Annotated in this window: 21 protein-coding genes and 1 pseudogene; 11 read left to right on the plus strand and 11 right to left on the minus strand. The window is 38.0% G+C overall.

Features of this window, described 5'->3' with window-relative positions; all coding sequences use genetic code 11:
• Positions 1-187 precede the first annotated feature (187 nt).
• From F933_RS10200 to F933_RS10220, 5 genes and pseudogenes are all read right to left on the minus strand, one after another.
• On the minus strand, positions 188-1270 hold the full coding sequence (locus tag F933_RS10200) for a helix-turn-helix domain-containing protein (RefSeq protein ID WP_000148671.1): 1083 nt from the start codon (positions 1268-1270) through the stop codon (positions 188-190).
• 382 nt (positions 1271-1652) lie between these two features.
• On the minus strand, positions 1653-2654 hold the full coding sequence (locus tag F933_RS10205; RefSeq protein WP_000499370.1) for a PIN domain-containing protein: 1002 nt from the start codon (positions 2652-2654) through the stop codon (positions 1653-1655).
• A gap of 91 nt (positions 2655-2745) precedes the next feature.
• Complete coding sequence (locus tag F933_RS10210) at positions 2746-5160, minus strand: tetratricopeptide repeat protein (protein WP_000282330.1); 2415 nt, start codon at positions 5158-5160, stop codon at positions 2746-2748.
• A 157-nt stretch (positions 5161-5317) separates the two neighbouring features.
• Positions 5318-6163 (minus strand): annotated as a pseudogene (locus F933_RS10215) (YifB family Mg chelatase-like AAA ATPase); the annotation flags it as partial.
• 69 nt (positions 6164-6232) lie between these two features.
• A complete protein-coding gene (locus F933_RS10220; RefSeq protein WP_005050807.1) occupies positions 6233-6460 on the minus strand; it encodes an accessory factor UbiK family protein in 228 nt (75 codons plus the stop codon).
• 275 nt (positions 6461-6735) lie between these two features.
• On the opposite strand from F933_RS10220, the gene glnK reads away from it, so the two are divergent.
• From glnK to F933_RS10255, 7 genes are all read left to right on the plus strand, one after another.
• Entirely contained in the window at positions 6736-7074 is a 339-nt protein-coding gene (glnK, locus tag F933_RS10225; RefSeq protein ID WP_000780326.1) for a P-II family nitrogen regulator, read from the plus strand.
• Between the two features lie 67 nt (positions 7075-7141).
• On the plus strand, positions 7142-8554 hold the full coding sequence (locus tag F933_RS10230) for an ammonium transporter (protein ID WP_005060905.1): 1413 nt from the start codon (positions 7142-7144) through the stop codon (positions 8552-8554).
• A gap of 125 nt (positions 8555-8679) precedes the next feature.
• A complete protein-coding gene (gene nrdR / locus F933_RS10235; RefSeq protein WP_005050809.1) occupies positions 8680-9144 on the plus strand; it encodes a transcriptional regulator NrdR in 465 nt (154 codons plus the stop codon).
• Positions 9145-9156: 12 nt separating this feature from the next.
• Complete coding sequence (gene ribD, locus F933_RS10240; RefSeq protein ID WP_005060907.1) at positions 9157-10257, plus strand: bifunctional diaminohydroxyphosphoribosylaminopyrimidine deaminase/5-amino-6-(5-phosphoribosylamino)uracil reductase RibD; 1101 nt, start codon at positions 9157-9159, stop codon at positions 10255-10257.
• On the plus strand, positions 10254-11546 hold the full coding sequence (locus F933_RS10245) for a DNA adenine methylase (protein WP_005050813.1): 1293 nt from the start codon (positions 10254-10256) through the stop codon (positions 11544-11546). Before ribD ends, F933_RS10245 begins: the two co-directional genes overlap by 4 nt.
• A 368-nt stretch (positions 11547-11914) precedes the next feature.
• The gene (locus F933_RS10250) at positions 11915-12754 is read left to right on the plus strand and encodes an MIP/aquaporin family protein (RefSeq protein ID WP_005060910.1); all 840 of its coding nucleotides are present in this window, start codon (positions 11915-11917) and stop codon (positions 12752-12754) included.
• A gap of 150 nt (positions 12755-12904) precedes the next feature.
• Positions 12905-13564, plus strand: coding sequence for a riboflavin synthase (locus F933_RS10255; RefSeq protein ID WP_005060913.1), 660 nt, complete (start codon positions 12905-12907; stop codon positions 13562-13564).
• A 41-nt stretch (positions 13565-13605) separates the two neighbouring features.
• On the opposite strand, the gene blhA is transcribed toward F933_RS10255, so the two are convergent.
• The 3 genes from blhA to F933_RS10270 are packed head-to-tail and all read right to left on the minus strand — an operon-like array spanning position 13606 to position 16127.
• Positions 13606-14232: a cell division protein BlhA gene (gene blhA, locus F933_RS10260; protein WP_005060917.1), complete on the minus strand. Its 627-nt coding sequence runs from the start codon at positions 14230-14232 to the stop codon at positions 13606-13608.
• Positions 14233-14267: 35 nt separating this feature from the next.
• Complete coding sequence (locus tag F933_RS10265; RefSeq protein WP_005050819.1) at positions 14268-14675, minus strand: DNA polymerase III subunit chi; 408 nt, start codon at positions 14673-14675, stop codon at positions 14268-14270.
• 15 nt (positions 14676-14690) lie between these two features.
• Positions 14691-16127, minus strand: coding sequence for a leucyl aminopeptidase (locus tag F933_RS10270; protein WP_005060919.1), 1437 nt, complete (start codon positions 16125-16127; stop codon positions 14691-14693).
• A 156-nt stretch (positions 16128-16283) separates the two neighbouring features.
• On the opposite strand from F933_RS10270, the gene lptF reads away from it, so the two are divergent.
• The 4 genes from lptF to F933_RS10290 all read left to right on the plus strand — a co-directional run bounded on the left by lptF (position 16284) and on the right by F933_RS10290 (position 21346).
• Complete coding sequence (gene lptF / locus F933_RS10275) at positions 16284-17384, plus strand: LPS export ABC transporter permease LptF (protein WP_005060921.1); 1101 nt, start codon at positions 16284-16286, stop codon at positions 17382-17384.
• The gene (gene lptG, locus F933_RS10280) at positions 17384-18454 is read left to right on the plus strand and encodes an LPS export ABC transporter permease LptG (protein ID WP_005050825.1); all 1071 of its coding nucleotides are present in this window, start codon (positions 17384-17386) and stop codon (positions 18452-18454) included. Before lptF ends, lptG begins: the two co-directional genes overlap by 1 nt.
• A 117-nt stretch (positions 18455-18571) precedes the next feature.
• Entirely contained in the window at positions 18572-20116 is a 1545-nt protein-coding gene (gene gpmI / locus F933_RS10285) for a 2,3-bisphosphoglycerate-independent phosphoglycerate mutase (protein WP_005060923.1), read from the plus strand.
• 51 nt (positions 20117-20167) lie between these two features.
• Positions 20168-21346 carry a S41 family peptidase gene (locus F933_RS10290; RefSeq protein WP_005060925.1) on the plus strand — a complete coding sequence of 393 codons (1179 nt, stop codon included), beginning with the start codon at positions 20168-20170 and terminating at the stop codon, positions 21344-21346.
• Positions 21347-21380: 34 nt separating this feature from the next.
• On the opposite strand, the gene F933_RS10295 is transcribed toward F933_RS10290, so the two are convergent.
• Genes F933_RS10295 through gacA form a run of 3 tightly spaced genes read right to left on the minus strand, consistent with a single transcriptional unit; the run spans position 21381 to position 25054 of the window.
• Entirely contained in the window at positions 21381-22814 is a 1434-nt protein-coding gene (locus F933_RS10295; protein WP_005060928.1) for a sigma-54-dependent transcriptional regulator, read from the minus strand.
• 21 nt (positions 22815-22835) lie between these two features.
• The gene (locus F933_RS10300) at positions 22836-24401 is read right to left on the minus strand and encodes a sensor histidine kinase (protein ID WP_005060929.1); all 1566 of its coding nucleotides are present in this window, start codon (positions 24399-24401) and stop codon (positions 22836-22838) included.
• A 17-nt stretch (positions 24402-24418) separates the two neighbouring features.
• On the minus strand, positions 24419-25054 hold the full coding sequence (gene gacA, locus F933_RS10305) for a response regulator transcription factor GacA (protein ID WP_005050835.1): 636 nt from the start codon (positions 25052-25054) through the stop codon (positions 24419-24421).
• Between the last annotated feature and the right edge of the window lie 50 nt (positions 25055-25104).

Here is a 25104-nt window from a genome sequence, read left to right on the forward strand (position 1 = left end):
GGCGGCTCGTTTTTCAGGGCGCATACCAAAATAAGCGGGTAAATCTTGAGATTTACGGGCCTAAATGTTAGAATGGGGTTCTGACAGCCAGATCTAACATGAGGTATGCGTAGGGCTTAGAGCCATATGCCTTTCCTGTGTGAAAATCTATCAAGCCGACTCTACCCAATAGAGTCGGCTTTTTAATTTATGAAACCATCTCAATAGTCTCCATTGAATCTAGGTCAAAATAATATAGTTTTTTAAAGTCATCTTCATATAAGTCAAATAATTGAGATAACTCACTAATGACAGATGTTGATGTTTTTTTTGCATCTATTGCGTAGTCAAAGAGCATGGAAGCTACTCTATATGTCGGTTCTCGATCCAATTCATTTGGTTCAACTTTACGATAACCACGCATAGCCATCTGCCGCCATAAATTGGCACTTTGACTTGAAGTTATAGTTCCTAACTCTGACGCCCTATAGATTAAGGCCGCCATTGAGGTTTTCCATTCCTTTTTAAGTCTTAGATAATGAGCTAAATTGGTTGAACCTAATTGATCAATAATTTTTTCTTCTGGCATTAAGAATTCGGCAGCAAAGTCATTTGCTTCTTTTTCCATGAATTCAGATGGCTCTTCATGGAGGACCAAATGCCCAAGTTCATGTGCTAATGTGAAGCGTATTCTGTCATTTGGCTGGTTTGCATTTAGAAATACGCATGGAGACACGCCATGCATTTTTAAGGATACGCCATCAACATTGTTATCTTTAAAGTCGCATAAAAAGACTAAAACCCCTGCATCTTCCACAGTGGCAGTTAGGTTTTCAAGAGGTTCATTTCCTAGCACCCACAATGATCTAAGCTTTTTAGCCGCTTCTTGAGGGGTGTTTACATCTATGCCAATTTTAAAAGTTGGTAAGGAGTTTTTTCTTTTTGGTACATTTGTGAGCAATTCTAATGTTTGTACATGGCCCATTTTTAACATCATTTCAGCATTCATACGGCTCAATGCTTTAGCTGTGGTAGAGCTTTTTTTTCTGTATGCATGCAAACTAATCGGCAGTGCATTTAGCTTTTCAATATGTTCAAAAAATCGTATAGGGAAATGTAGGGCATTAGATAGATTTTGGATAACTTCATCGGAAGGTTTTAAGTCCCCACTTTCAATTTTAGATAATGAAGCCTGAGTAATAGACTGTCCCATTCCAGCAATTAGTTCAGTTTGACTAAGGCCACGAAAGTTTCGTGCAATACTAAGCATATCAGGATTGAAATGAGTCATATTCACCTCCAAGATCATTGACTTACAGATCAAGTTAAATGAATAATAACTGAACAGTAAAGAGTATGCAAATTTTTCTACAAATTATTCCTAAAATGTTTCTATTTTTAATAACCACTATATATAGTGGTAGTTCTTTGAATTTTGATACCATATATTGTATTTTATTGTTTTGCAATCTTAAGAAGATAAATTGAAATGGCTCTACTTGATTTAGTGGTTTTGAGAGTTATACGATTAGACAATTAAATTTGTAGTACGGTTGGTTTGAGAAAGGGGAATATCCTGTTCTAACTATCTTTATTCATATTTCTTAGTAAAGTATCATACTTAAGAGATTGAAAAATATAATATTCAGTTGAAAACGATATCGATTGTTATCTTAGGTATCTAACATATCCCATTCGTCACCTAATACCCAACGTAGAGCTGACAATTTACCGTTAATCATACCCCATTCAAAGTCATTCCAAGGGCCAACATCTTCATATGTCTCTTTAACTTGTTTGGCAGATTTGATTGCACCTTCAAGAATATCTTCGTGAATAAAATGATTACCATAGTGTTTCGTACCTTTAGGAACAATTTCTATCTCACCTTCATTTATTTTCCAGATTAGATTTTGATGACGGTTATACCAAATTTTATCCACTAGCTCGTCTAATACATCGAGAATTTCTCTTAAACCCCGAGTTTCTTCTGTAAAGTCATATTCAAACTCTATTTCAGCTAAGTAATTATTATCAATCTGGTTGATTGCGGATGCTAAGTTGTTAAAATAACAAGTATTACCATTGAAAATATTTTCAAAATCAGTATGAGGCTTTCGATGGTCTTTGGCAGAAAAGTCGTTATGATTATGTGTTATGAAAAAACAACTATCTGCCGTATTGACACCTAATGAAAATTCATAAAATTGCTCAATAATTACAGCATCAGCTACTGAGTTTTTACTGATATGGAATGGAGCTTTTTTATCTAAGCCTCGTTGAATGGCTGCAATCTTTGAGCGCTCGCTAATACTTATTTTTTCCGCTGATTCAATTAGTCTCTCAACTCTGTTAATGGTTGCATAGTTAGCATCAGTCAAAAGAGGAAGTCTTGCATTTATATCGTTTAGTACTTCAATGGTTTGAGCTTTATTTTTTTTTGCAAACTCACTTACAACTGCTTTGACTTGTTTAAATTCTTGAGATAATCGTTTTGCTGTTTTGTTTGCGACCTCTTCTTTGTTTCTTTCATATTCTTGAGCTACTAAGTCAATTACGACTAACTTTGCTACTTTAGTACGAACAAGTTCTTCCAATGCAGAAACTAGTGGTAATTCTTGTTTCTTAGTAGAAATATCTAAAAAAACACACGTATCAAGAAATATATAAAACATACTGCCTCATTGATTATTAAAAAGTTAAATTTATTGACCCTCATTAATGTGCTTATAGGTAATTCTATAAATACATCTAAAGTAACATTTTCTATAGAGGCAATATATATTGATTTATTTTGCGTTCTAAGCGTTCAATTTCTATCTTGCACTTTTGGTAATAAGAATCGTTAGGGATATTACTCTTAGCGATATTTAATGATATGGTTGCGTGCTCTATATCTCCATCTGCTAAATAAGCATATATTTTTTGTAACTCACATAGGTGCATAGATTTCCCGAGTTTATGAGCTAAATCTAAGCACGTTATAGATTCTTTGGTTTTATTTTTAATTCTGGCTAATATTTTACCTTTAGTAAATTGGAGTTCTGAGTGATTAGGATCAATGTTAGTAGCTTTATTGATTTTTTCTAATGCTGGTAGAAAATCTTTATATATAAATAGAGTGTTTGAATACTTCTCTAATAACCAAATATTTGTTGGATCCTCATCTATCGCTAATTCATAGTATGAAATTGCTTGTTCTTTATTACCCTCATTAAAGAATTTTCTAGCTGCCCGTGCAAACCTACTTAAATAAGCTTTTTGATCATTATCTGATATTTCTACTTCAATATGTTTTAAAAACTCTATATATCTTTTTTGGATTGTTTCTAGATCTTTTTGAAGAGGATGTGTTTGATCATTAAAATTTACAGTTCTATCTTTACAAAATTTCATAAAATCATTGTTGAAAGTAATCTGAAGTTGGCCATCAATACTACTAAGTTGACAAATCCCTTTACTACCTTCTAATGTGCTCTGAGCTAAAGAAAAAGTTAAATTAGCTTTATCAGAAGCTAATTGCATAAAATATTGATCATGATCAGGACCAAAATAGGTTAAGAGAAGTAAAAAGTGCTTTTCTTTTTCATTAAATCTTTCCCAAACATCAGAAAACAAGAACATCCCTAAGTCTTTTTCCTGTAATCTTTTCACTTTATCTAATGCGCTATTAAGTGAGCTTTGTAGTTCATTTGCAAATTGAATGAAAACATTCAAAATCAATGGTTTATTATTGAGTTCTCGAGTGATTTTTTTTAAAGTAGGTATGCCAGCCTTTTTTATTGCATCAATATTTAATATATCTCCTCTTTTTTGAATATATTCTACACCTTCTTCATCGGACCATTTAGTTGTTTCAATTGGTCTTGCTTCAAGTCTTTCTGTACGACGAGAAGTAAGAATTACTCTTCCAGCATAACGGGAAAGTAAGTGTATTTGTTTACCTAGATTAATAATATCATCATCATTTTCAGCCATAGTTTCTGTATTATCTAAAATAATGAGATGCTCATTTTTTTTAATCTTCTCTTTTTCAAGTAAGCCTTTTAATTTTTGAATAATAGTTTCTGCATCTTTTTGATACCAACTATTGTCAAGTTTGACTTCTAATAGTTGTGCTATATGTAAAGCGACATCTGCAACGCCTAGATTGTTGTTCGTGAGTGATTCTAAACCATGTATTCCCCAACGAGTCTTTTTTGCTGTGTAAAAAGTAATAACACTGGGTTTCCATTCGACCTCAATAGAACCTTCAAGGACACGATGCATAAATTCTAAAATGAGAGTTGTCTTTCCAATGCCACCATCACCATATACAAGACATCGTTTTGAGTCTTCTGGATCATTAAACCAGTCAATAAGCTCAGTGATTTCTTTTTTTCGTCCTGTAAAGTCAGCTACTGATATAGCTCTCTCTGGTAAAAAAATTAGCGGATTCCAATCATTATATTCATATACCTCATAAGTTTTTTTTGTAGAAATATTAAAAATTTTATTTGGTACTTCATAAGATTGATCGGTAGCGTTTGTTAAGGATGTTTGAACTTTAGCAGTAACATGAATCATCCCATTATTAGTTTTTTTGATTTTTCTGTAACACGTAGGATTTCCATCAAATAATCTTAATGTTTGAATAGGAGTAGAGATATTAAAATTTTTAGGAAAAAATAAAAAATCGTCGCCTTTACTTTCTGGTAGATAAACTTTTAATTTTTCTAAAATATATTCAATAATATCGATATCTAAAAATAAATTAGTTGATGAAATACCATGACCAAAGATACTTTCATTTCGATCTTCAACATATGTATGTAAGATATTTCTTAAAGATATTTCTTTGATTTGTAGCCATTCTACTAATGCAGGTTCGTTTGAAATATCTTTATCTTCAAAGTAGAATCTAGCTAAAGAGCTGTTTTTCAATTTTGCTATCTGTGTTAGAGAGTTACTTATAAAATCAACGCATGTTCCATCGGCCGGTTGAGATAGCTCAATAAAACTAATATCAATTTTTGACATGTTTTCAGAACTTTCTTTAGCTAAAATATTTATATATTCTGCATTTGAAATACAAATATGTTGAATAAGCATTCTAAAAATACTCAGACTTACTTCAGCAATATTTTTTTGTGTTTTTAATTTACGTGCTGCTTTAATATTATTTAAAAAGATATTATACATTGCAAGATCCAAATATATAGTTAGTACTTTGATATTGTTTTAAATTATATTAAATTATTTTTTATATTCAATGATTTATTTCAAATAAAGATTACTGTAAAGATAAAACCTGTAATTTATCGCATAGTTGTTTGGAATGTCGCATAGTTGTTTGTAAATGACAACCGCCCCCAACCAGTGCAATTGCAGATGCAGTGTGATGGGGTGATCTAAACGGACGCTGTCCAAAGGTATGTTGTGCATTTGCGACGGAATAAATGCTAGCAACTTCTAGATTTTCCTGAGCATTGAGTGGTGGTAAAATTGATGGTAAACGAGAGGCAAGTAGGGTTTTGCCTGTTCCTGGTGGGCCTTTAAATAGTAGGGAATGCCCACCAGCCGCAGCAATTTCTAAAGCACGACGTGGACGAAGCTGCCCTTTGACATCTGCTAAATCAAATTGATATTTCGATGATGCGTAAATTGATCTTTGTGGTGCGGCTTCTAAATGCGAATTGCCCGAAAAGTGTGCGCAAACATCTTGTAGATGCATCGCACCATATACTTCAAAATTTGGAAGTTGATTAGCTTCTTCTAAATTTACATTAGGCAATAACAAACGGTGTTTAGCTTGCTGACAAGCCATCGCAATCGTGAGGGCACCTGAAACAGAGCGTAAGTGCCCATCTAGTGCAAGTTCACCAATAAATTCAAACCCTTCCGTGCAATTCTCTGGTAATTGTCCAGAGGCGATTAAAATTCCCAAAGCAATCGGTAAATCTAAACGAGAACCATCTTTTGGTAGGTCGGCTGGGGCTAAATTGATGGTTAAGCGTTTGGTTGGAAACTGAAAACCACTATTTATAATTGCCGATCGAACCCGATCTTTACTTTCGCGAACAGCTGCTTCAGCTAGACCAACTATGGTGAGTGAAGGTAAACCAGAACTGATATGGACTTCAACTTCGATTTGAGGAGCATGCAGCCCCAATAAACCCCTTGTATAAACTTTTGCAAACGACATTTTATTATTGTTCCATCATGGTGCTTTATTTTTAATCATTTTAATGTGCGAAGTGCACCGAGTTGGTGCTTATTTTTTGTTCTGCACCATTTCTTCAAGTATTTTCATTTGTTGCTGTAATTCAGTGAGACGTTGATTTGCAGTGTTTAGAGCTAATCTTTGTCGATCTAATTCTTGCTTGGAAACAAGATCTAATTTTTCGATACTTTCATTGAGTAGCGCACGTAAATTTTTTTCTAAATCTTTTTTCGGCTGATCAACTTGTTGCAAAATGGCTTGTAAAAGAGTTTCAATCATAAAAAGCTCAATAGTTTATGTGTATTTGCTGCTCAGTGTATCATTGCTTAAAGCAATCCTCTAGCAATGTTGAAATGTACTGTATTGTGAAAACGCGAATTTAGCTAAGCGTAGGCAAATGCAACTTATTTTCGTTTGAATATCTACATCTTCAAGCCTAAATAGGTTATAAAGAAAGCTCTTGTTCGATATTTAAAAATCCCCAACCTTTAAATATTGGCATGAAAATTGAACATAAAACCTTACTGGTGAAAATAAGCCGAAGGAAAACAAACATGAAGCTTGTAACTGCAATTGTAAAACCATTCAAATTAGATGATGTGCGTGAAGCATTATCTGATATTGGTGTTCAAGGGATTACCGTAACCGAAGTTAAAGGTTTCGGACGTCAAAAAGGTCATACTGAATTGTATCGTGGTGCAGAGTATGTAGTTGATTTCTTGCCAAAAGTTAAGATTGAAATTGCAATTAGTGATGAAATGGTTGATGCAGTCATTGAATCGATTACTCGTGTCGCAAGCACAGGCAAAATTGGTGACGGGAAAATCTTTGTCACGAATTTAGAACAAGTCATCCGTATTCGTACTGGTGAAACAGGGCCAGATGCTGTCTAAATTGGCACAAAGTTTGCTGAGTTAGAAATTAGAGACATAGCTCACAAAATAAGGTTGGGGGACACGAATGAAAAAAATGCTTATGGCGCTCAGTCTGACTGGCGCACTCTTAGGTGGTTCAGCAGTGGTTTGGGCAGAAGAAGCTGCTTCAACACCAGTCGTTGCTGAACAAACTGTAGCAGCATCTGATACTGCAACTGATTCAACGACGTTGGTCGTAGCTGAGGCAGCACCTGTGGAAGCTGAAGTAGCTCCAGCAGCTGAAGCAACAGCAGATACAGGCGATACAGCTTGGATTCTTGTTTCAACAGCGCTAGTTCTGTTGATGACTATTCCTGGTTTAGCGCTGTTTTATGGTGGTATGGTTCGTAAGAAAAACGTACTTAGCACCATGATGTTTAGCCTTTCTGCAGCAATCTTGGTTAGCTTGATTTGGGTGATTGTTGGCTACTCATTAGCATTCTCTGGTACAGGTGCTTATGTTGGTGATTTAAGCAAAGCGATGTTAAATGGCGTTGCTTTTGATGCACTAAGCGGCACTATTCCTGAAAGCTTATTTGTTATTTTCCAAATGACTTTTGCGATTATCACTGTAGCGATTATCAGTGGTTCGATTGCAGATCGTATGAAATATTCTGCATTCATGGTATTTATCGCAGTTTGGGTGATCTTGGTTTATGCGCCAATTACTCACTGGGTATGGGCAGCAGATGGTTGGTTATTTAAAGCGGGTGCATTAGATTTTGCTGGTGGTACCGTTGTTCATATCAACGCTGGTGTTGCAGGCTTAGTTGCTGCATATATGCTTGGTAAACGTACTGGCTTGGGCCGTGAATCAATGGCACCACATAACCTTACATTAACTGTGATTGGTGCGAGCCTAATCTGGGTAGGTTGGTTTGGTTTCAATGGTGGTAGTGCTCTAGGTGCCGGCGCACGTGCAAGTATGGCAATTTTGGTGACTCAAGTTGCTGCTGCCGCTGCTGCGTTCTCTTGGTTGATTGCTGAACGTATTATTCGTGGCAAAGCATCTGTTCTTGGTGGAGCTTCTGGCGCTGTTGCAGGTTTGGTTGTAATTACTCCGGCAGCTGGTTTCGTTGGTGTGGGTGGCGCTCTAGTGATGGGTCTCATTGGTGGTGTTGTTTGCTTCTGGGGTATTACTGCACTTAAACGTTTACTTAAAGCTGATGATGCATTAGATGCCTTTGGTTTACATGCTGTCGGTGGTATTGTTGGTGCTGTGCTCACAGGTGTTTTCTATAGTGATGAAATCATCGAAGCTGCGGGCGTAGTGCTTGCTCCAACATTTGCTGGTCAATTATGGGTTCAAGTTGAAGGTGTATTAGCTACGATTGCATACAGTGCGATTGTGACTTTCATTATCCTTAAAGTGATTGATCTTGTGATTGGTATCCGTGTAAGTGCTGATGATGAGCGTATGGGTCTTGACCTTAGCCAACATGGCGAACGTATCGAATAACTGACTTAGTTTATAGATAAAAAAACAGCCTATTAAGGCTGTTTTTTTATGCTTCTAGGATGCTAGTTTAGCAATCAGCGAAACTTTGCTACACTTAAGCAAAGTGAGTAAATAATTACACAACTATGCATTGTCCATTTTGTAACGCTGCTGATAGTAAAGTTATAGATTCCCGTTTGGCTGCCGAGGGTAGTCAAATTCGCCGTCGTCGAGAATGTGTCGTTTGTGGTGAACGATTTACCACTTTTGAAAGTTATGAGATGGTGATGCCGCGGGTAATTAAATCTGATGGAAAAAGTGAACCTTTTGATGAAGCAAAGTTACGTCGATCATTGATGCATGCTTTGCAAAAACGCCCTGTTACTCAAGAGCAGATTGAAACCGTACTCAGTGATATACAATCTCAGATTCGTCGTTTAGGTGAGCGTGATGTGAAATCAAGAACAATAGGTGAAATTGTCATGCAAGCTTTGTTTGCTCTTGATCATGTTGCTTATGTCCGTTTCGCTTCTGTTTATCAAGATTTCCAAGATGTAGAGGCATTTCGCCGTCAAATTGAACAAATGCAACAACGTGAAAACGAAGCTTAAATTAGAGAAGTCATGTCTGAGCCTACCCAAGATCAATTATTTTCACATCAGTATTGGATGCAACGCGCGATTGAGTTAGCTCGCCTTGGACAGTACTCGACTAAACCAAATCCGAATGTCGGTTGTGTGATTGTCAAAGAAGGCAAATTGATTGGTCAGGGCTATCATCCCAAAGCAGGTCAGCCGCATGCTGAGGTTTTTGCATTACGCCAAGCAGGTGAAAATGCAAAGGGTGCAACCGCTTATGTGACTTTAGAGCCTTGTGCTCATTATGGTCGCACACCACCTTGTGCAGAAGCTCTCGTAAAAGCTCAAGTAAGAAAAGTGATCATTGCATGTTCTGATCCGAATCCTTTAGTGGCAGGTAAAGGTGTCCAAATTTTGCAAGCTGCGGGTATTGAAGTTGAAACTGGAATTTGTACAGAAACTGCGAGAACGCTAAATTTTGGTTTTTTAAAAGCGATGTCTACAGGTTTGCCTTATGTACGCTTAAAAGTTGCATCAAGCTTGGATGGTCGTACTGCAATGGCTTCAGGTGAGTCGAAATGGATTACTGGATCTATCGCACGTCAGGATGTACAACATTGGCGTGCTATCTCAGGTGCAGTGATTACAGGGATCCAAACGGTTTTAGCCGATGATTGTGAGCTGAATGTTCGTGTCTTAGAAGGTGTCGAACTTGCAAATATTGTTCAACCCAAGCGAATTATTTTAGATCGTCAGGCGCAACTACCATTAACTGCCAAGATTTTACATAATCCTGAAACTGTGATGGTAATGACCCCATTTCGTCAAGAACTTGCCGATTTAGGCGTGATACAATTAGCGCCGCAACCTTTGAATCAATTATTGCAGACCTTATCTCAACAATATCAAATTTATGATGTATTGGTTGAGTCAGGTGCAACGTTATCGACTGCCTTTTTACAGCAAGGTTTGGTTGATGAAATGATTAGTTATATTGCTCCAACTTTACTCGGACAATCTGCTCGCGCTATGTTCAACGCTGAATTTAGTCAAATGGCAGAGCAGCGTCGTTTTGAATTGGTCGATGTAACCCAACTTGGGCAAGACATTCGCCTAAGATTGCTCCCTATCCAAGAGATGATATGAATCCAGAAGCATCGGTTTATCACAAACGTCGTCACGCCGCACGTACAACTGACGAATACCTTTTTCATCAGTTAGTTCCCTATCTTGGGAACAAGCGTCGACTTTTGCACTTGATTTTGGAAGCACTTGAAATTACAGGCACGCTGAATAGTAAAAAGAAAAATCCGCCAATTTTTGCAGATTTTTTTGCAGGGAGTGGTGTAGTTTCTCGATTGGCTCGTCAGAATGGTTACCGTGTCATCGCTAATGACTGGGAACCCTATAGTCATGCATTGAATCATGCCATTTTAGCCTGTGTCGATGCCCCCGCATTCAAAGAGTTGGGTGGCTATCAAAAAGCCATTGATTATTTAAACCGTTTACCAGAAGTCAAAGGTTGGGTGACACATAATTTATGCCCACGAAATGATGACATTTATGATCCAGCACGTGATCGTTTGTTCTTCAAGCGCCGTAATGGGATGCGTATTGATGCGATTCGTCAGCAGATTGCAACATGGCAGGCTCAAGGTGCAATTAATGATGTAGAAATGAGTGCTCTTTTGGCTCCGCTACTATATTCCGCAAGCTTTGTGAGTAATACCAGTGGTGTCTTCAAAAGCTTCCATCAAGGCTGGGGCGGACGTACTCAAACTGCTCTAGAACGGATTGAATCATTACTTTGGCTGACACCGAGTCGCTTCTGTGAGATTGGCGATGTAAAGCGTCCTGCCGCTGAAGTGTGGTGTGTAGATTCACAGCATTTGGCTAATCAAATGAGTGGATTTGAAGTTGATGTGGCTTATCTTGATCCACCTTATAATCAGCATGCGTATAGCAGCAATTATCATGTCTTAAATGCCTTAACTTTATGGGATCAAGTCGATTTACCTTCACCTGATACCAAAGGTTTCAAGAGCGGAATTGATCGCGCATGGCGTAAGGAGCGTCCTAGTCCATATAATTCGTCAAAACATGCTAAAGATGCGTATGAAAAATTATTGGAAACCATCAATGCACGTTATATTTTGACCAGTTATTCGACTGATGGAAATATTGAGCCTAAAGATTTACTCACAGCAAATTTAAAACGAGGCAAAGTTACGCTCCTTACGCAAGATGTCCCACGTTATCGAGTGAGCAAACAGCGTCAATCTGAACGCGCACGCGTATTAGAATTTATTGTGATTACTGATACTCATGCTAAATCTGGTCCGCCGTTACGACAGTTGCTTGGACAGCTGTATCATTTTGCTGAGCTAGGTGGCGTGGATACAACAGGCAATAGCACTCAGCTTGCACTTTGGTAGATTCAAATAGACACTATTTTGCTTGACCAAGTAGTGTCTAAATTTTTTTTCTAATTTTATGCTAATGAGAATAAAACAATATAATAAACATTTGTTTTATATGAATTATAAAGAATATTGAATGTGTTTTTGTCACAATGCGAATACACCAACTTTACCTCATTTATTCATTTTAAAGTTAATTTAATTTTTATAAACAATAATTTATTTAATTTATTTGATATTTTTTAAAAAATTACATTTGATCATTATTTTACTATTTGGTTAAAAATTACCGTAAAAATGTTGATCATTTTCGAAAATGAATATATTTTGCCGAGCTTATTTTAGGTCATATCTACATGCAGTATTGACCAAGAGAGGTTGTGATGAGTCGCTCGGAACCCACTTTGATGGGGCAATGTGTAGCCGAATTTTTTGCTACTGCAATTTTTTTATCTTTTGGTATCGGTGTGGTGGCTGCACTTAAACTTGCTGGAGCAAGCTTGGGTTTGTGGGAAATCAGTATTGTTTGGGGTTTAGCTGTCGCTTTAGCCGTTTATTTATCGGCTGGTATTTCTGGCGCACATCTCAACCCCGCTGTTACAATTGCATTGGCGTTATTTGCAGGTTTTGATAAACGTAAAGTTCCTTTTTATATTATTTCACAAGTGACCGGCGCAGCTGTAGGCGCGCTGTTGGTTTATAGTCTGTATAGCAATTTATTTGTGGATTATGAGCAGACGCATCATATGCTTCGCGGTAGTGTTGAAAGCTTAGAATTGGCAGGTATCTTTTCTACCTATCCTCATCATTTGTTGTCGATTGGACAAGCCTTCATGGTGGAAATGTTCATTACAATGTTGTTGCTGTGGTTAATCATGGCGATTGGTGATGATAGCAATGGTTTGCCACGTGGCGCTTTAGCCCCAATCCTAGTGGGTCTGTTGGTTGCGGTGATTGGTGCTTCTTTTGGTCCATTAACAGGATTCGCCATGAATCCAGCTCGTGATTTTGGTCCTAAAATCGTGGCTTATTTCAGTGGGTGGGGAGCTGTTGCTTTTACTGGTGGTCGTGATATTCCATACTTTATCGTTCCAATTATTGCCCCGATTGTGGGGGCTTGTTTGGGTGTATTAGGCTATAAATTATTCTTTAGTCATTTCTTGGTTAATCATAAAGTTGAACAGAATCAACAGACGAATCAGAAAGTTTCTGAAATACAGTAAACTGAACTGAAGCATTGAAAGGCAGCCAAAAGGCTGCCTTTTTTATTTGAGGAGATTTCAGCGCTCAGTGCCTTGTTATATCTAGGTCTTTGCTTTAAGGTATCCCATTCAAGATGGTACGTATTGCAATAAAGATAGGTTGAAACTCCCATGTTTACAGGCATTATTGAAAGTTTAGGTAAGGTTGAGAGCCTACAAAGTGTAGGCGGTGATGTTCGTCTACGTATTCAAACTGATTTGGATATGTCTGATGTACATTTGGGTGATTCGATTGCGACCAATGGCATCTGCCTCACTGTTATTGAGTGGGGCGAAAACTGGTATGCAGCAGATGTATCGCGTGAAAGCTTAAACCGTACTACGCTCGGTCAATGGAAAGTTGGTCAAGCGGTGAATGTTGAAAAGGCAATGCTACCAACTACACGTTTTGGTGGACATATTGTCAGCGGTCATGTTGATGGTTTGGGTGAAATTACACTAGTTCGTCATGATGCTCGCTCATTGTATTTTGAAGTTACCGCACCTGTGGAATTAGCGAAATATTTGGCAGAAAAGGGTTCAGTGACTGTTGATGGGATTAGCCTAACGATTAATCATCTGCGGGGTAATATTTTAAGTCTGAATCTAATTCCTCATACAGCTGAACGTACCAATATTGGAACGTGGCAGGTAGGAAGTAAAGTGAATTTAGAAGTCGATGTTTTAGCACGTTATATTGAGCGATTATTACTAGGCGATAAAGCTGCTGAGCAGAAAACTGAATCCAATATCAGTATGACATTTTTGGCTGAGAATGGGTTTTTAAAATAAAAGCGAAGCATAAAAAAGCCCAGTTTTAACTGGGCTTTTTATTATTTCTCATCTGAGAATTGACTATTTTTCAAAATATATTCAATCTCATCTTGAGCTAATGCATGAAGCTTGGCGCGGAACACCGTGACAGCTTGATCAATTAAATTTTCTGCTTCTAACTCTAATCGAACGCGAACACTTTCAAGCTCAGAGAGTATTTGCTGATCCTCAATCACCATGCGTTGACCTTGAGCGTAGTCAATACTTGGTTGTTGAGGGTTTACTTGGTAACGCTCAGTTTGTTCGGCAATTTCTTGTTCGATATGACTACGTAAGGCAACTAAATTTTCAGTTTGCTGTTCAAATTTATGAGCTTCATCTGCTAGTAATTCAGCGGCATAAGCGGCATCAGCAGCACGTTTCTCTGCTAAAGCTTTTTCCAAGGCCTGCTGTTTACGAATACGGGCTTGTTCGATGAGTTCAGCTTTTAGATCGGCATATGCTTGTTCAATTCGTTGTTGAGAACGTTGTTGAGCAGTTTGTTCATTATGTAGCCAAGTCTGAGTCTGAGTCTGAGGTAGCAGTAGATCACAAATACGAGCTAAATCTTCCTGATAGGTTTGACGGACTGTCTCAGGTGTATTTAACCAGCGTTTTTTAAAGTCTTGACCTACATTTAATGCCACACGACACTCCTCAAAATAATATTATTTCAACGCAGTTATAATTTAAACGTCCGAGGTTCGATTCCTAAACGACGATACGCTTTAAATTTTTCTCGTCCAATCTGTTTGGCTGGTTCATTATTCTCAATAATTTCGATAATGTGGCGAAAATTTTGAGTTTGTTCAAGTGCATGATTGTTAAAATTAAATAACACCCAATCATTCGATGGCGGTAATTCTGCTGAAATACACACAGGACTATTGGGTTGATCGATGCCGTGTGGGATAAAGCTTTGAGCATCAAAACTCCAAAGCTTTTCATCTAGTTCAGTTTGCAACTCTGAATCAATACAATACCACCAGATATGTGCATGTTGATTCAGAATTTTACGACATAAACGACAAGCACTTTCGACTTGTCGTTCGGTACTATTTTCAAATAAATAAAAGCTGATTTGTGCCATGTTTTAGTAATTCATTTATACGCGATTCGCTAAAAACTGCATTAGTAATGGTACTGGACGACCTGTTGCACCTTTGGCAGCACCAGAAATCCATGCTGTACCTGCAACATCTAAATGTGCCCAACGATAATCACGCGTAAATCGCTCAAGGAAGCATGCCGCGGTAATGGCACCACCATAAGGACCACCAATATTGGCAATATCAGCAAAAGGTGAGTCAAGTAACTCTTGGTATTCTTCCATCACTGGCATACGCCATACACGGTCAAGAGATTGCTCACCAGCTTGTTGTAACTCATTGGCAAGCTCATCATCAGGCGTGAATAACCCACTTACAACTTTGCCCAGCGCAACCACACATGCGCCTGTAAGGGTTGCAATATCAATCACCAACGCAGGATTGTAGCGTTTGATATAGGTCAAAGTATCACAAAGTACTAAGCGACCTTCGGCATCGGTATTTAAGATTTCTATGGTTTGACCGCTCATGGTCGTCACGATGTCACCAGGACGTGTAGCATGACCTGAAGGCATATTTTCTGCCGCAGCAATTGCACCAACCACATGAATTGGGAGTTGTGCTTCACAAAGTGCTTGCATAGTTCCCAATACTGAGGCTGCTCCGCACATGTCGAATTTCATTTCATCCATGCCTAAGCCGGGTTTTAATGAAATACCACCAGTATCAAAAGTTACGCCTTTACCGACTAAGACTACAGGTGCTTGATCAATTTTTGCATTATATTCAAGTGTAATAATTCGACCCGGTCGATCAGAGCCTTTGCTTACAGCAAGGAAGGCATTCATTCCTAAATCAGCCATTTGCTGTTCATTCAAAATGGTTACTTTTAATAATTCAGGATATTGAGCTGCAAGTGCAATTGCTTGGTCTGCAAGATATTCAGGAAAGCAAATATTTCCTGGACGATTGCCTAAGTCACGTGCATAGTTTTGCCCAGATTGTACGGCATGGATAAGATTCAGTTGAGCTACATCTAAACTAGTTTGTTGTGCAACTAAATGAATTGTTTCGAGCTTAAATTCATTTTTCTTTGATTTGAATTCGTCATAACCATAAGCAGCTTGAGCTAAGCTTTGAACAAATAAATAGTGTAATTCTGAAGGCAGAGCAGAAATATCCACCATAATTTGTTTGAATTTGGTTTGTGATGATTTGATAATGCTTTGTGCAAGTTTTGCTAATTTTATTGCTTTGAGTTCGTTGCTTTTACCTAGACCAAGAAGTTGAGCATTAAGATGCTCATTTATATTGGCAATAAGCGGCAAGTTCTCATTAAAACCAGCTTTGAATTGACTGGCTGTAAGAATATTTTCTAAGTGATTGATTTGATAGGTTTGTAAGTTTTGTTGTAATTGTTCTGAATCAACCAAAATCCACAAAGATTCACTAGACGCTGGCGTTGAAAATGCGGTATCAAGGGTAAATTTCATTGTTTGTATTATACCTAATAAGCAAAAAAGATAGATAAGTCCATTAAACACTTTCAGATATGAGGTTGCAATCCGCAACAAGCGATAGGTTTTATATTTTTAACATTCGGGTAAACTAGCATTACCCTTCGATTGGTCTATTTTGGAAGTATTACTTTGATTATTCGGCGTTATCTCGTCAAGCAAGTGGTCTCCACCTCTTTGGTTGTGACTGCCTTACTCACGTTAATTATTATGGGTGGACAGTTAATCAAGATCTTTGGGCGAGCTGCACAGGGGCGTTTAGATGCGGGTGTGTTGCTGAGTATCATCGCTTATCGTTTGCCAGAGTTTCTGACCTTAATTTTGCCATTGGGCTTTTTTATTGGCTTGATGCTAGTTTTTGGTCGTCTCTATGTAGACCATGAGATGGCTGTGTTGAATGGCAGCGGCGTAAGTCGAAATCAGTTGGCAAAATTATTATTGCCAATGACTTTTGTTTACTTGATTGTGCAGTCGCTACTCATGGTTTGGGGTTCCGCTTCAGGTGTAAGAGCCTATGAAAGTTTAATGCAGACCCAAGCGGTACGTGCAGGCTTTGATTTAGTCCGACCTAAAGAGTTTATTTCCGCAGGCCCTTACACAATTTATGCAGGTTCACTTTCAGAAGATCGTAAAAATTTAAAAGATATTTTTTATTATCAAAAATCAGATCGAGAGGGTAAGCCAGATGTGATGATTTTGGCCAAAGAAGCCACACGTGTAGAAATGGCAAATGACACTGCCAACGTAGTTGACTTGGTTCAAGGTCGCCGTTATGAAATTTTCCCAAATCAACCACGATATACTCAAGCTGAATTTCAGTCGTATCGCTTACGTCTAGAAAATGACAAAGATGTTAAGTTTGAAAGTGATGAAGTGAATGCGCTACCGATGTCAAAGCTTTGGCAGAAAAGAGATGATTCGGTGGTAAGAAGTGAATTGGGATGGCGTATTTTTGGTCCTTTTGTGATTATTGTAGCGTTATTACTCGCAGTTGCATTGTCTGAAGTAAATCCTCGCCAAGGACGTTATTATCGCTTGATTCCTGCGATTTTTATCTTTGCTAGTTTAATTGTATTAATGATTGCAATCAAAACTCGTATTAGTAAAGACGAGTTAGATATTTGGGCTTATCCTGCTGTGTTACTGATTTATGCAATTGCTGCCGTAATCTTTTCACGTAAACAAAAATTAGCACCTAAAATCAAGAAAAGTATTCAACGAGTGGGGTTGTGATGTTAGCACGTCGAATAGTAGCCAAACATGTGACAAAAACCACTGTTCTAGCCATGCTTGGAACAACGCTAGTCTTATCTTTCTTACAAGTATTGTTTACTTATTTAGGTGAATTAGGATCACTCAAAGCAAACTATAATGCGTGGCAAGCATTTCTGTATGTTATGTGGGGTGCACCACGATATTTATATGAAATCTTACCTGTGGCAGCACTAATTGGTTCTGTTTTGGGTTTAGGGGCACTCGCTTCAAATAGTGAGTTGATCGTAATGCGATCGGTGGGGATTAGTCTCTGGCGTATTGTTGGTTGGGTTATGCGCTCTGCTTTTCTATTAATTATTCTATCTTTTACCCTGAGTGAGTGGGTTATACCGCATACCAATGAGAAAGCACAAAGTATTAAGAAACAGCGGACTGCTGCTACTTTGGGTGAAGTTAAAGGATATTGGTCTAGAGAAGGACAGCGATTTACATATATTGATTACGCCAATTCGCAAGGGCAATTGCGTGATATTCAATCTATTGATTTTGATGATAACTATCGCCTTCAATCCTTTATAACTGCCGACAAAGGTCAATTTGTTAAAGATGGTCAATGGACTTTACAAGATTCACATCAAGTCGATTTACTTGCTCAAGGTAATGCAATTAAGACAGATCATGCTGAGCAAACATTAGGTTTAGCATTACAACCTAAATATGTGCATATGGTGACCTTAGATCCTGAAGACTTATCTCCAAGCCAATTGGTAAGTTTTATGCAATATTTAGAAGAATATAGCCAAGTTCCAAAAACCTATGAGCTGGCATTTTGGCAAAAAGTGGCTTCTCCCTTTGCCTTAATTGCACTAGTTTTAATTGCTTGCTCATTTATTTTTGGACCATTACGTCAACAATCAATGGGTTTTCGATTGGTGATTGCATTATTCACAGGACTTGGTTTCTTTTACCTACAAGATTTCTTAGGTTACGCAAGCTTGGTTTATGCACCTTCACCTGCATGGTTTGTACTTATGCCAATCTTTTTAATGTTTATGATTGGTAGCTATTTATTGTATCGCGCAAGATAACATCGAATTATTTTTAGGTTTTTGAAAGCGATTAGTGCTTTCTGTAATGCCATAGAGAATTAGCTCAAAATTCGGTAAAATATGCCGATCAAATGATAGACAAACAGAGAGTCCAATATGACGGATGCAAATGCTGGCAAAATTCCTCACGTTCTTGTAATCATGGATGGTGTGGGACATCGTGAAGCAGTTGAAGATAACGCGTATTTAGCAGCGAAAACGCCAAATTTAACCGCCATGAAAGCGAAGCATCCAAACAGTTTAATTTCAGGTTCAGGTGAAGATGTTGGGTTACCTGATGGTCAAATGGGCAATTCTGAAGTTGGTCATATGAATCTTGGTGCGGGACGTGTGCTTTATCAAGATTTTACACGTATCACTAAAGATATTCGTACAGGTGATTTTTTCGAACATGAAGTATTGATAGATGCGGTAGAAAAAGCCAAAGCAGCCAATGGTATCGTTCACGTGATGGGTCTGCTCTCTGAGGGTGGGGTGCATTCACACGAAGATCATATCGTGGCGATGTGTGAGCTTGCATTAAAACGTGGTGCAACGGTTTATTTACATGCTTTCTTGGATGGTCGTGATACGCCACCACGCAGTGCTAAGCCTTCATTAGAAAAACTGGATGCCTTGTTCGCGCAATATCCAAATCAAGGTCGTATTGTTTCGATGATTGGTCGTTATTTTGCAATGGATCGTGATAATCGTTGGGACCGTGTTGAACAAGCCTATCGCTTAATGACAGAAGGTGAAGCTGTACGCGTTGTAAATTCGGCAGTTGAAGGTCTAGAGCAAGCTTATGCTGCTGAAGAAAATGATGAGTTTGTAAAAGCAACACGTATTGGTGATATTGCTAAAGTACAAGATGGCGATAGCATCGTGTTTATGAATTTCCGCGCCGATCGTGCACGTGAAATTACCCGCGCTTTTGTTGAACAAGACTTTGCTGGATTTACCCGTAAATTAGTGCCTGCATTGTCTAAATTTGTCATGCTAACTCGTTATCAAGCGAGCATTGATGCACCCGTGGCATATATGCCAGAAGGTTTAAAAAACTCAATCGGCGAATATTTATCGAGCCTAGGTAAAACACAGTTACGCATTGCTGAAACAGAAAAATATGCACATGTGACTTTCTTCTTTAGTGGCGGACGTGAAGACGAATATGCAGGTGAAAAACGTATTTTGATTCCATCACCGAATGTTGCAACTTATGATTTGAAACCTGAAATGAGTGCCATTGAAGTCACTGATGAGCTTGTTAATGCGATCGACTCAGGTGAGTTTGATTTGTTGGTCGTGAACTATGCAAATGGCGATATGGTTGGGCATACTGGTGTTTTCGATGCGGCAGTGAAAGCAGTTGAAACCGTAGATGCTTGCTTAGGGCGAGTTTATGATGCTGTAATGGCAAACAAAGGTCATATGTTAATTACGGCCGATCATGGTAATGTAGAACAAATGCAAGACTATGTGAGTGGTCAGGTTCATACGCAGCATACAACTGAATTAGTCCCATTTATTTATGTTGGTCCAACGCAGGCTGTTATTGCGGAAGGTGGTGTCTTGGCTGATGTCGCACCAACTTTATTGAGCTTAATGAATCTCCCTGTACCACAAGAAATGCAAGGCAAAAATCTAATTACTTTAGAATAAATCCCCCTAACCCCTCTTTTTGAAAGAGGGGATTTTGTAGAAGGTGAAACAATGACGCCACACAACAACATCTATCGTGCTTTACTTGCCAGTTTGTTGATGTGTTGGGGGCATACCGTAATTGCTGCACCATTGAGCCCGCCTTCTGGCTGGTCAGATGAAAATCAACCTTCTCGCAATGCCGAAGTTCCGTTAGAGTCTATTCAGCAATTTGTGCAGATTTATGGGATTGTGCGAGATAACTATGTTGATCCAAAGACAGATGATGCTTTATTTCAGCAGTCCATTAAAGGTTTAGTCAGCGGTTTAGATCGTTACTCTCGTTATTTATCCGCAGAAGAATATCGCCAACTCATTCAATATACGGAAGGAGATTTGGCATCTGTAGATTTTAACTTGAATTATGATAATCATACACGTTCATGGCAAATACAGGATTTAAAAGCGGGTTCTGATTCAAATAAATTAGGCTTACGGAATGGTCAAAGCATACTGAAAATTGATAACCAAGAGCTAAAAAGTCTAAATCAAGATCAAGTTCAAGGCTTACTTTATGGTTCGATTGGTACTACTGTTCAAATTCAGTCAGAAAATAATAATAGTACAGTGATTCTAGTTAGAAATAAAAAGGTAGAAACTGATATAGAGCCTATTTTGCTGCATAATCAAGTGCTTGTGCTTAAAATTAGAGTTTTTCAGCAAGATACTGCAAATGAAATTAAACGCTTAATTGAAGAGTATAGCTCGACTAAATTAAAGGCGGTTGTTTTAGATCTACGAAATAATCCAGGAGGATTACTTTCAGCCGCTGTGGAATCAGCTGATTTATTTTTGAATCAGGGATTGATTGTCACTACAAAAAGCCGTTCGGAAGGGGATCAGCAATTTCAGGCATTGCCTTCAAATGATTTTCAAAATATTAAATTAGGTATATTGACTAATCGTCGTTCTGCTTCAGCAGCAGAGGTTTTTACAGCCGCGCTGAAAGAGCATAAACGGGCTTGGGTGATTGGTGAGAATAGTTATGGCAAAGGGGTCGTTCAGAAACTATTTCCTCTACCGAGTGGAGCCGCGTTGCAAATGACGGTTTCCCATTATTACACCCCGAATGGAAATATGATTGAAGGTCAAGGGATACAACCGAATCAGATTTATCCATTATCTGCTGAAATGAAAGAAGATATTTACTTAGAGCACGTCACTGAATTTGTATTAAAAAGCAAAATTTAAAAAAAACCCCAATCATTGGGGCTTTTTTTATTCGTTATTCATCGTCTTCTGTATCTAAACCAAACTTTTTCAAACGGTAGCGTAAAGATCGGAATGTCATTCCTAATTTTTTAGCAGCTAATGTTCTATTCCAATGGGTTAAGTTGAGTGCATTCAGAAGAATTTCTTTCTCAATATTCTCTAAATAGCGCTCTAAACCTTCTGGTGGAAGCTTCTTAGAACTCATGGCTGGACTAGCAGAGTGTTGCATTTGCTCAGTTTCATCTTGATTAGAAAATGAAATATTGGTTGGCGATGCAATCGGAGCTCGTAACGGCGCAGTTTGTAAATGTGCGAGATCAATATTGTCATCATCACTGAGAGTGATTGCACGTTCAATAATATTGCGTAATTCACGCACATTACCAGGGAAATACTGCTGCAATAAAAATTGTTCTGCACGTGAGGACAATGATTTGGCCGTTAAATCCCATTCTTGGCTAATTCTTTGAATAAAATGATTTGCCAACAAAAGAATATCTTGACCGCGTTCGCGTAAAGGCGGTAACACAATATCCATCACATGAATACGGAAGAATAAATCTTGTCTGAAGCGACCTTGTTGAACCAATAACTCAAGATCTTGATGGCTGGCACTTATTACACGGAAATCAACATCAATTTCTTGATCCGAGCCTACAGGACGAATTTTCTTTTCTTGCACAGCACGCAGCAGTTTCACCTGCATATTTACAGGTAATTCTGCAATTTCATCTAAAAATAAACTGCCACCATGCGCGGAAAGAATTAAGCCTTGCTTGTCTTGAGTCGCACCTGTAAAGCTTCCTTTTTTATGTCCAAATAGTTCACTTTCCATCAATTCAGTTGGAATAGCACCACAGTTAATGGCAATAAAAGGACCTTCGCTACGATTACTTAAGCGATGCACTAGGTTGGCTACGACTTCTTTGCCTGTTCCTGATTCACCAGTAATAAAAACAGGTGCCTGAGAACGTGCAATTTTCTTTAATGCAATTCTTAATTGCTGAATCGGTGCTGAACGACCAATCAATAGTTTATTTTCTAAAGCTGTTTCAGCCGCCTCTTGTTCTGGTTGAGGTCGATTCAAGGCTTTTTGGATGAGTTGATCTAAATGAGTCTGATTAACAGGTTTGCTCACAAAATCAAATGCACCCGCTTTCAGTGCTGCAATTGCAATGTCCATATTGCCATATGCAGTGAGTACCGCGATTGGAGTATTAGGATAGTTTTGAGTCACATGTTTAACTAAATCTAGACCATTCCCATCAGGAAGATTTAAATCCGTTAAACAAGCATCATATTGAAACTCAGTAAAGAATTTTTTTGCTTGCTCGACTCTATACGCAAGATGAGTTTTGATACCCATTCGTGCGAGCGTCATTTGCATTAAAAGACATAAGTCTTCTTCATCGTCTACGAGTAGAACGAGAGGTTGTTTAGTTGCCATTCCCCGAAAAACCTAATTTAATCAATGAATTTTTGAGCATTCAATCCTGAAACATGCCCCTTGTTGTCGCTCAACATACGTAAGCTTTGCATGATTTGCCTCACAAAATGTATGAGACAGATATAATCCTAAACCAGTTCCTTTAATTTCGGTACTAAAAAATGGTTTGAATAGCTGAGAAATATCTCGTTTTGCTACACCTGAACCAAAATCGACCACATCAATACAGGTTCGTCCTTCTTTTAAATCAACATTCACTTCGATGTATTCAGCATCTACTGAGTTATGCCGTAAAGCATTGCGAATCAAATTGATCAAAACTTGTCTAAGTTGTTTTTCATCAAATAAAATATTAATTCGATCCGTGAGATTAAGCTTTATTTGTTGTTTTGCATCGATTAAATCTTCGTTTAACAAGCTTTCAAAAAATTCTACTAAGGAAATAATTTGTGGTTCAGAAGGTCTGTTACCTGCCATTCCTAGTGTATCTTGGATGATACTATCAATTCGTTTAGATTGCTTGCTAATCATACGTGATAGCATTTCTTGTTGATGTGCATCACTTTCTTTTAACAACTCATTGGCTTGAACAATGGCAGCTAAAGGGTTGCGAATTTCATGTGCGATACTTGCTGATAATTGTCCTAGAGCAGCTAATTTAAGTTGTTGAACCTGCTGAGTTATTTTTTGTGCATCTTTAAGAATTAGTAAGACAAGTGCTTGTTCAGGAACAATGAGATGTTTTACCTTAACGTTTACAGTGTAAAGGCTTTGTTGTGACTCAAAGCTAAACTCTTCACCATCTTCTAAATCACTAAAGCGAATGAGTTCAAAAAGATCGGGTTGCAGTTTAATCAGTGGTGTTTTTTCTAATGAAATAGGCAAATGAATACCCAATAAGGTATTTGCTGCTGGGTTGGTAAGAACAATATGATTACTTTCATCTAATACTAAATAGCCATCTTCAATTTGTTCAAGAATATAGCGATTTATATTTTGAAGTTGATGAATTTCAATCGATTGATGAAATGTGAGTGTTTCTAAAATTTTAAAACGTTGTACTGCAATTCGTCCAATCGCATAAACCACGAAAAACAAGAAAGCAAGTAAGACACTATTGCCCAGATGATTTAAATTATTGTAATCAAAAAAATTGCCTATAAAACGCTGATAAACCACCATAATGACTGCAAACAGTGTAACAATCAGTGAAAGATGAGCATTCAGTAAGATGGCAGAAGAGAATATAATAATGACATAAAGCAGACTTAATTGTAGATTTGGTCCGCCCGCTGAAAACGTAATTACGCCCAAACAAATAACATCAATAATAAAGATAAAAATGAGTTGTTTACTTACTTGAAGTGGGACAATTTTTAATAGGAATAACTGAAAAATATTAATACTAATATAGCAAATCAGCGTATAGAAATATAAAAAAGGATACTGATAATTAGCACTGAGTTGTTCTGCGGTAAGTAAGTAAATCAGCAAAAGACTGATTGAAATAATCAGTCGATAGCCACTATACCAAACGCCAAGTCGATAAACGGTTTGAGACACTGAGGAAGCAATTTTTCCCAACATTGGCGATACTCGTATAACTAAGGTTTGATCAATCCATAACGAATCGCAAGATGGGTGAGTTTGACATCGCTATCAATCGCCAGTTTTTCAAAGATACGATAACGATAGGTATTTACAGTTTTAACACTCACAAATAATTTGTCTGCAATTTCTTGCGCGCTAATACAGTTCACCACCATCATGGCAACTTGCATTTCACGTTCAGAAAGCGCATCAAATGGAGATTGTTGGGTATCTGAAAGATATGAGCTTGCCAGTTGCTCTGCAATGTCTGCACTGAAATATTTGCCGCCTTGCATCACCTTGTTAATGGCACGAACCATTTCTGAAATGGGTGCACCTTTGGTGATGTAGCCTTTGGCGCCCGCTTTAAGAAGCAAGGAGGGATAAGGTTCTTCAGCTAAACCACTCACTGCGATTACCTTTGTTTCAGGTGCCGATTGCAATAAACGGCGCGTTGTTTCAACACCACCTATACCTGGCATATTGACATCTAACAAAACAACTTGTGGATGTTTCTGACGAACTAATCCAATTGCCTCTTCACCTGATTCGGCTTGACCAATAACCTCAACATCTGGGTGATCTTCTAGCATGCGGCAAATCCCTGTGCGTACGAGTTCATGATCATCAACAACGAGAACAGTGATCAAGAAGACCTCCTTTTATTTCAAAAAACTGGTTTTTTGTTACATAAAGCAAA

Source organism: Acinetobacter beijerinckii CIP 110307 (assembly GCF_000369005.1).
Lineage (GTDB): Bacteria > Pseudomonadota > Gammaproteobacteria > Pseudomonadales > Moraxellaceae > Acinetobacter > Acinetobacter beijerinckii.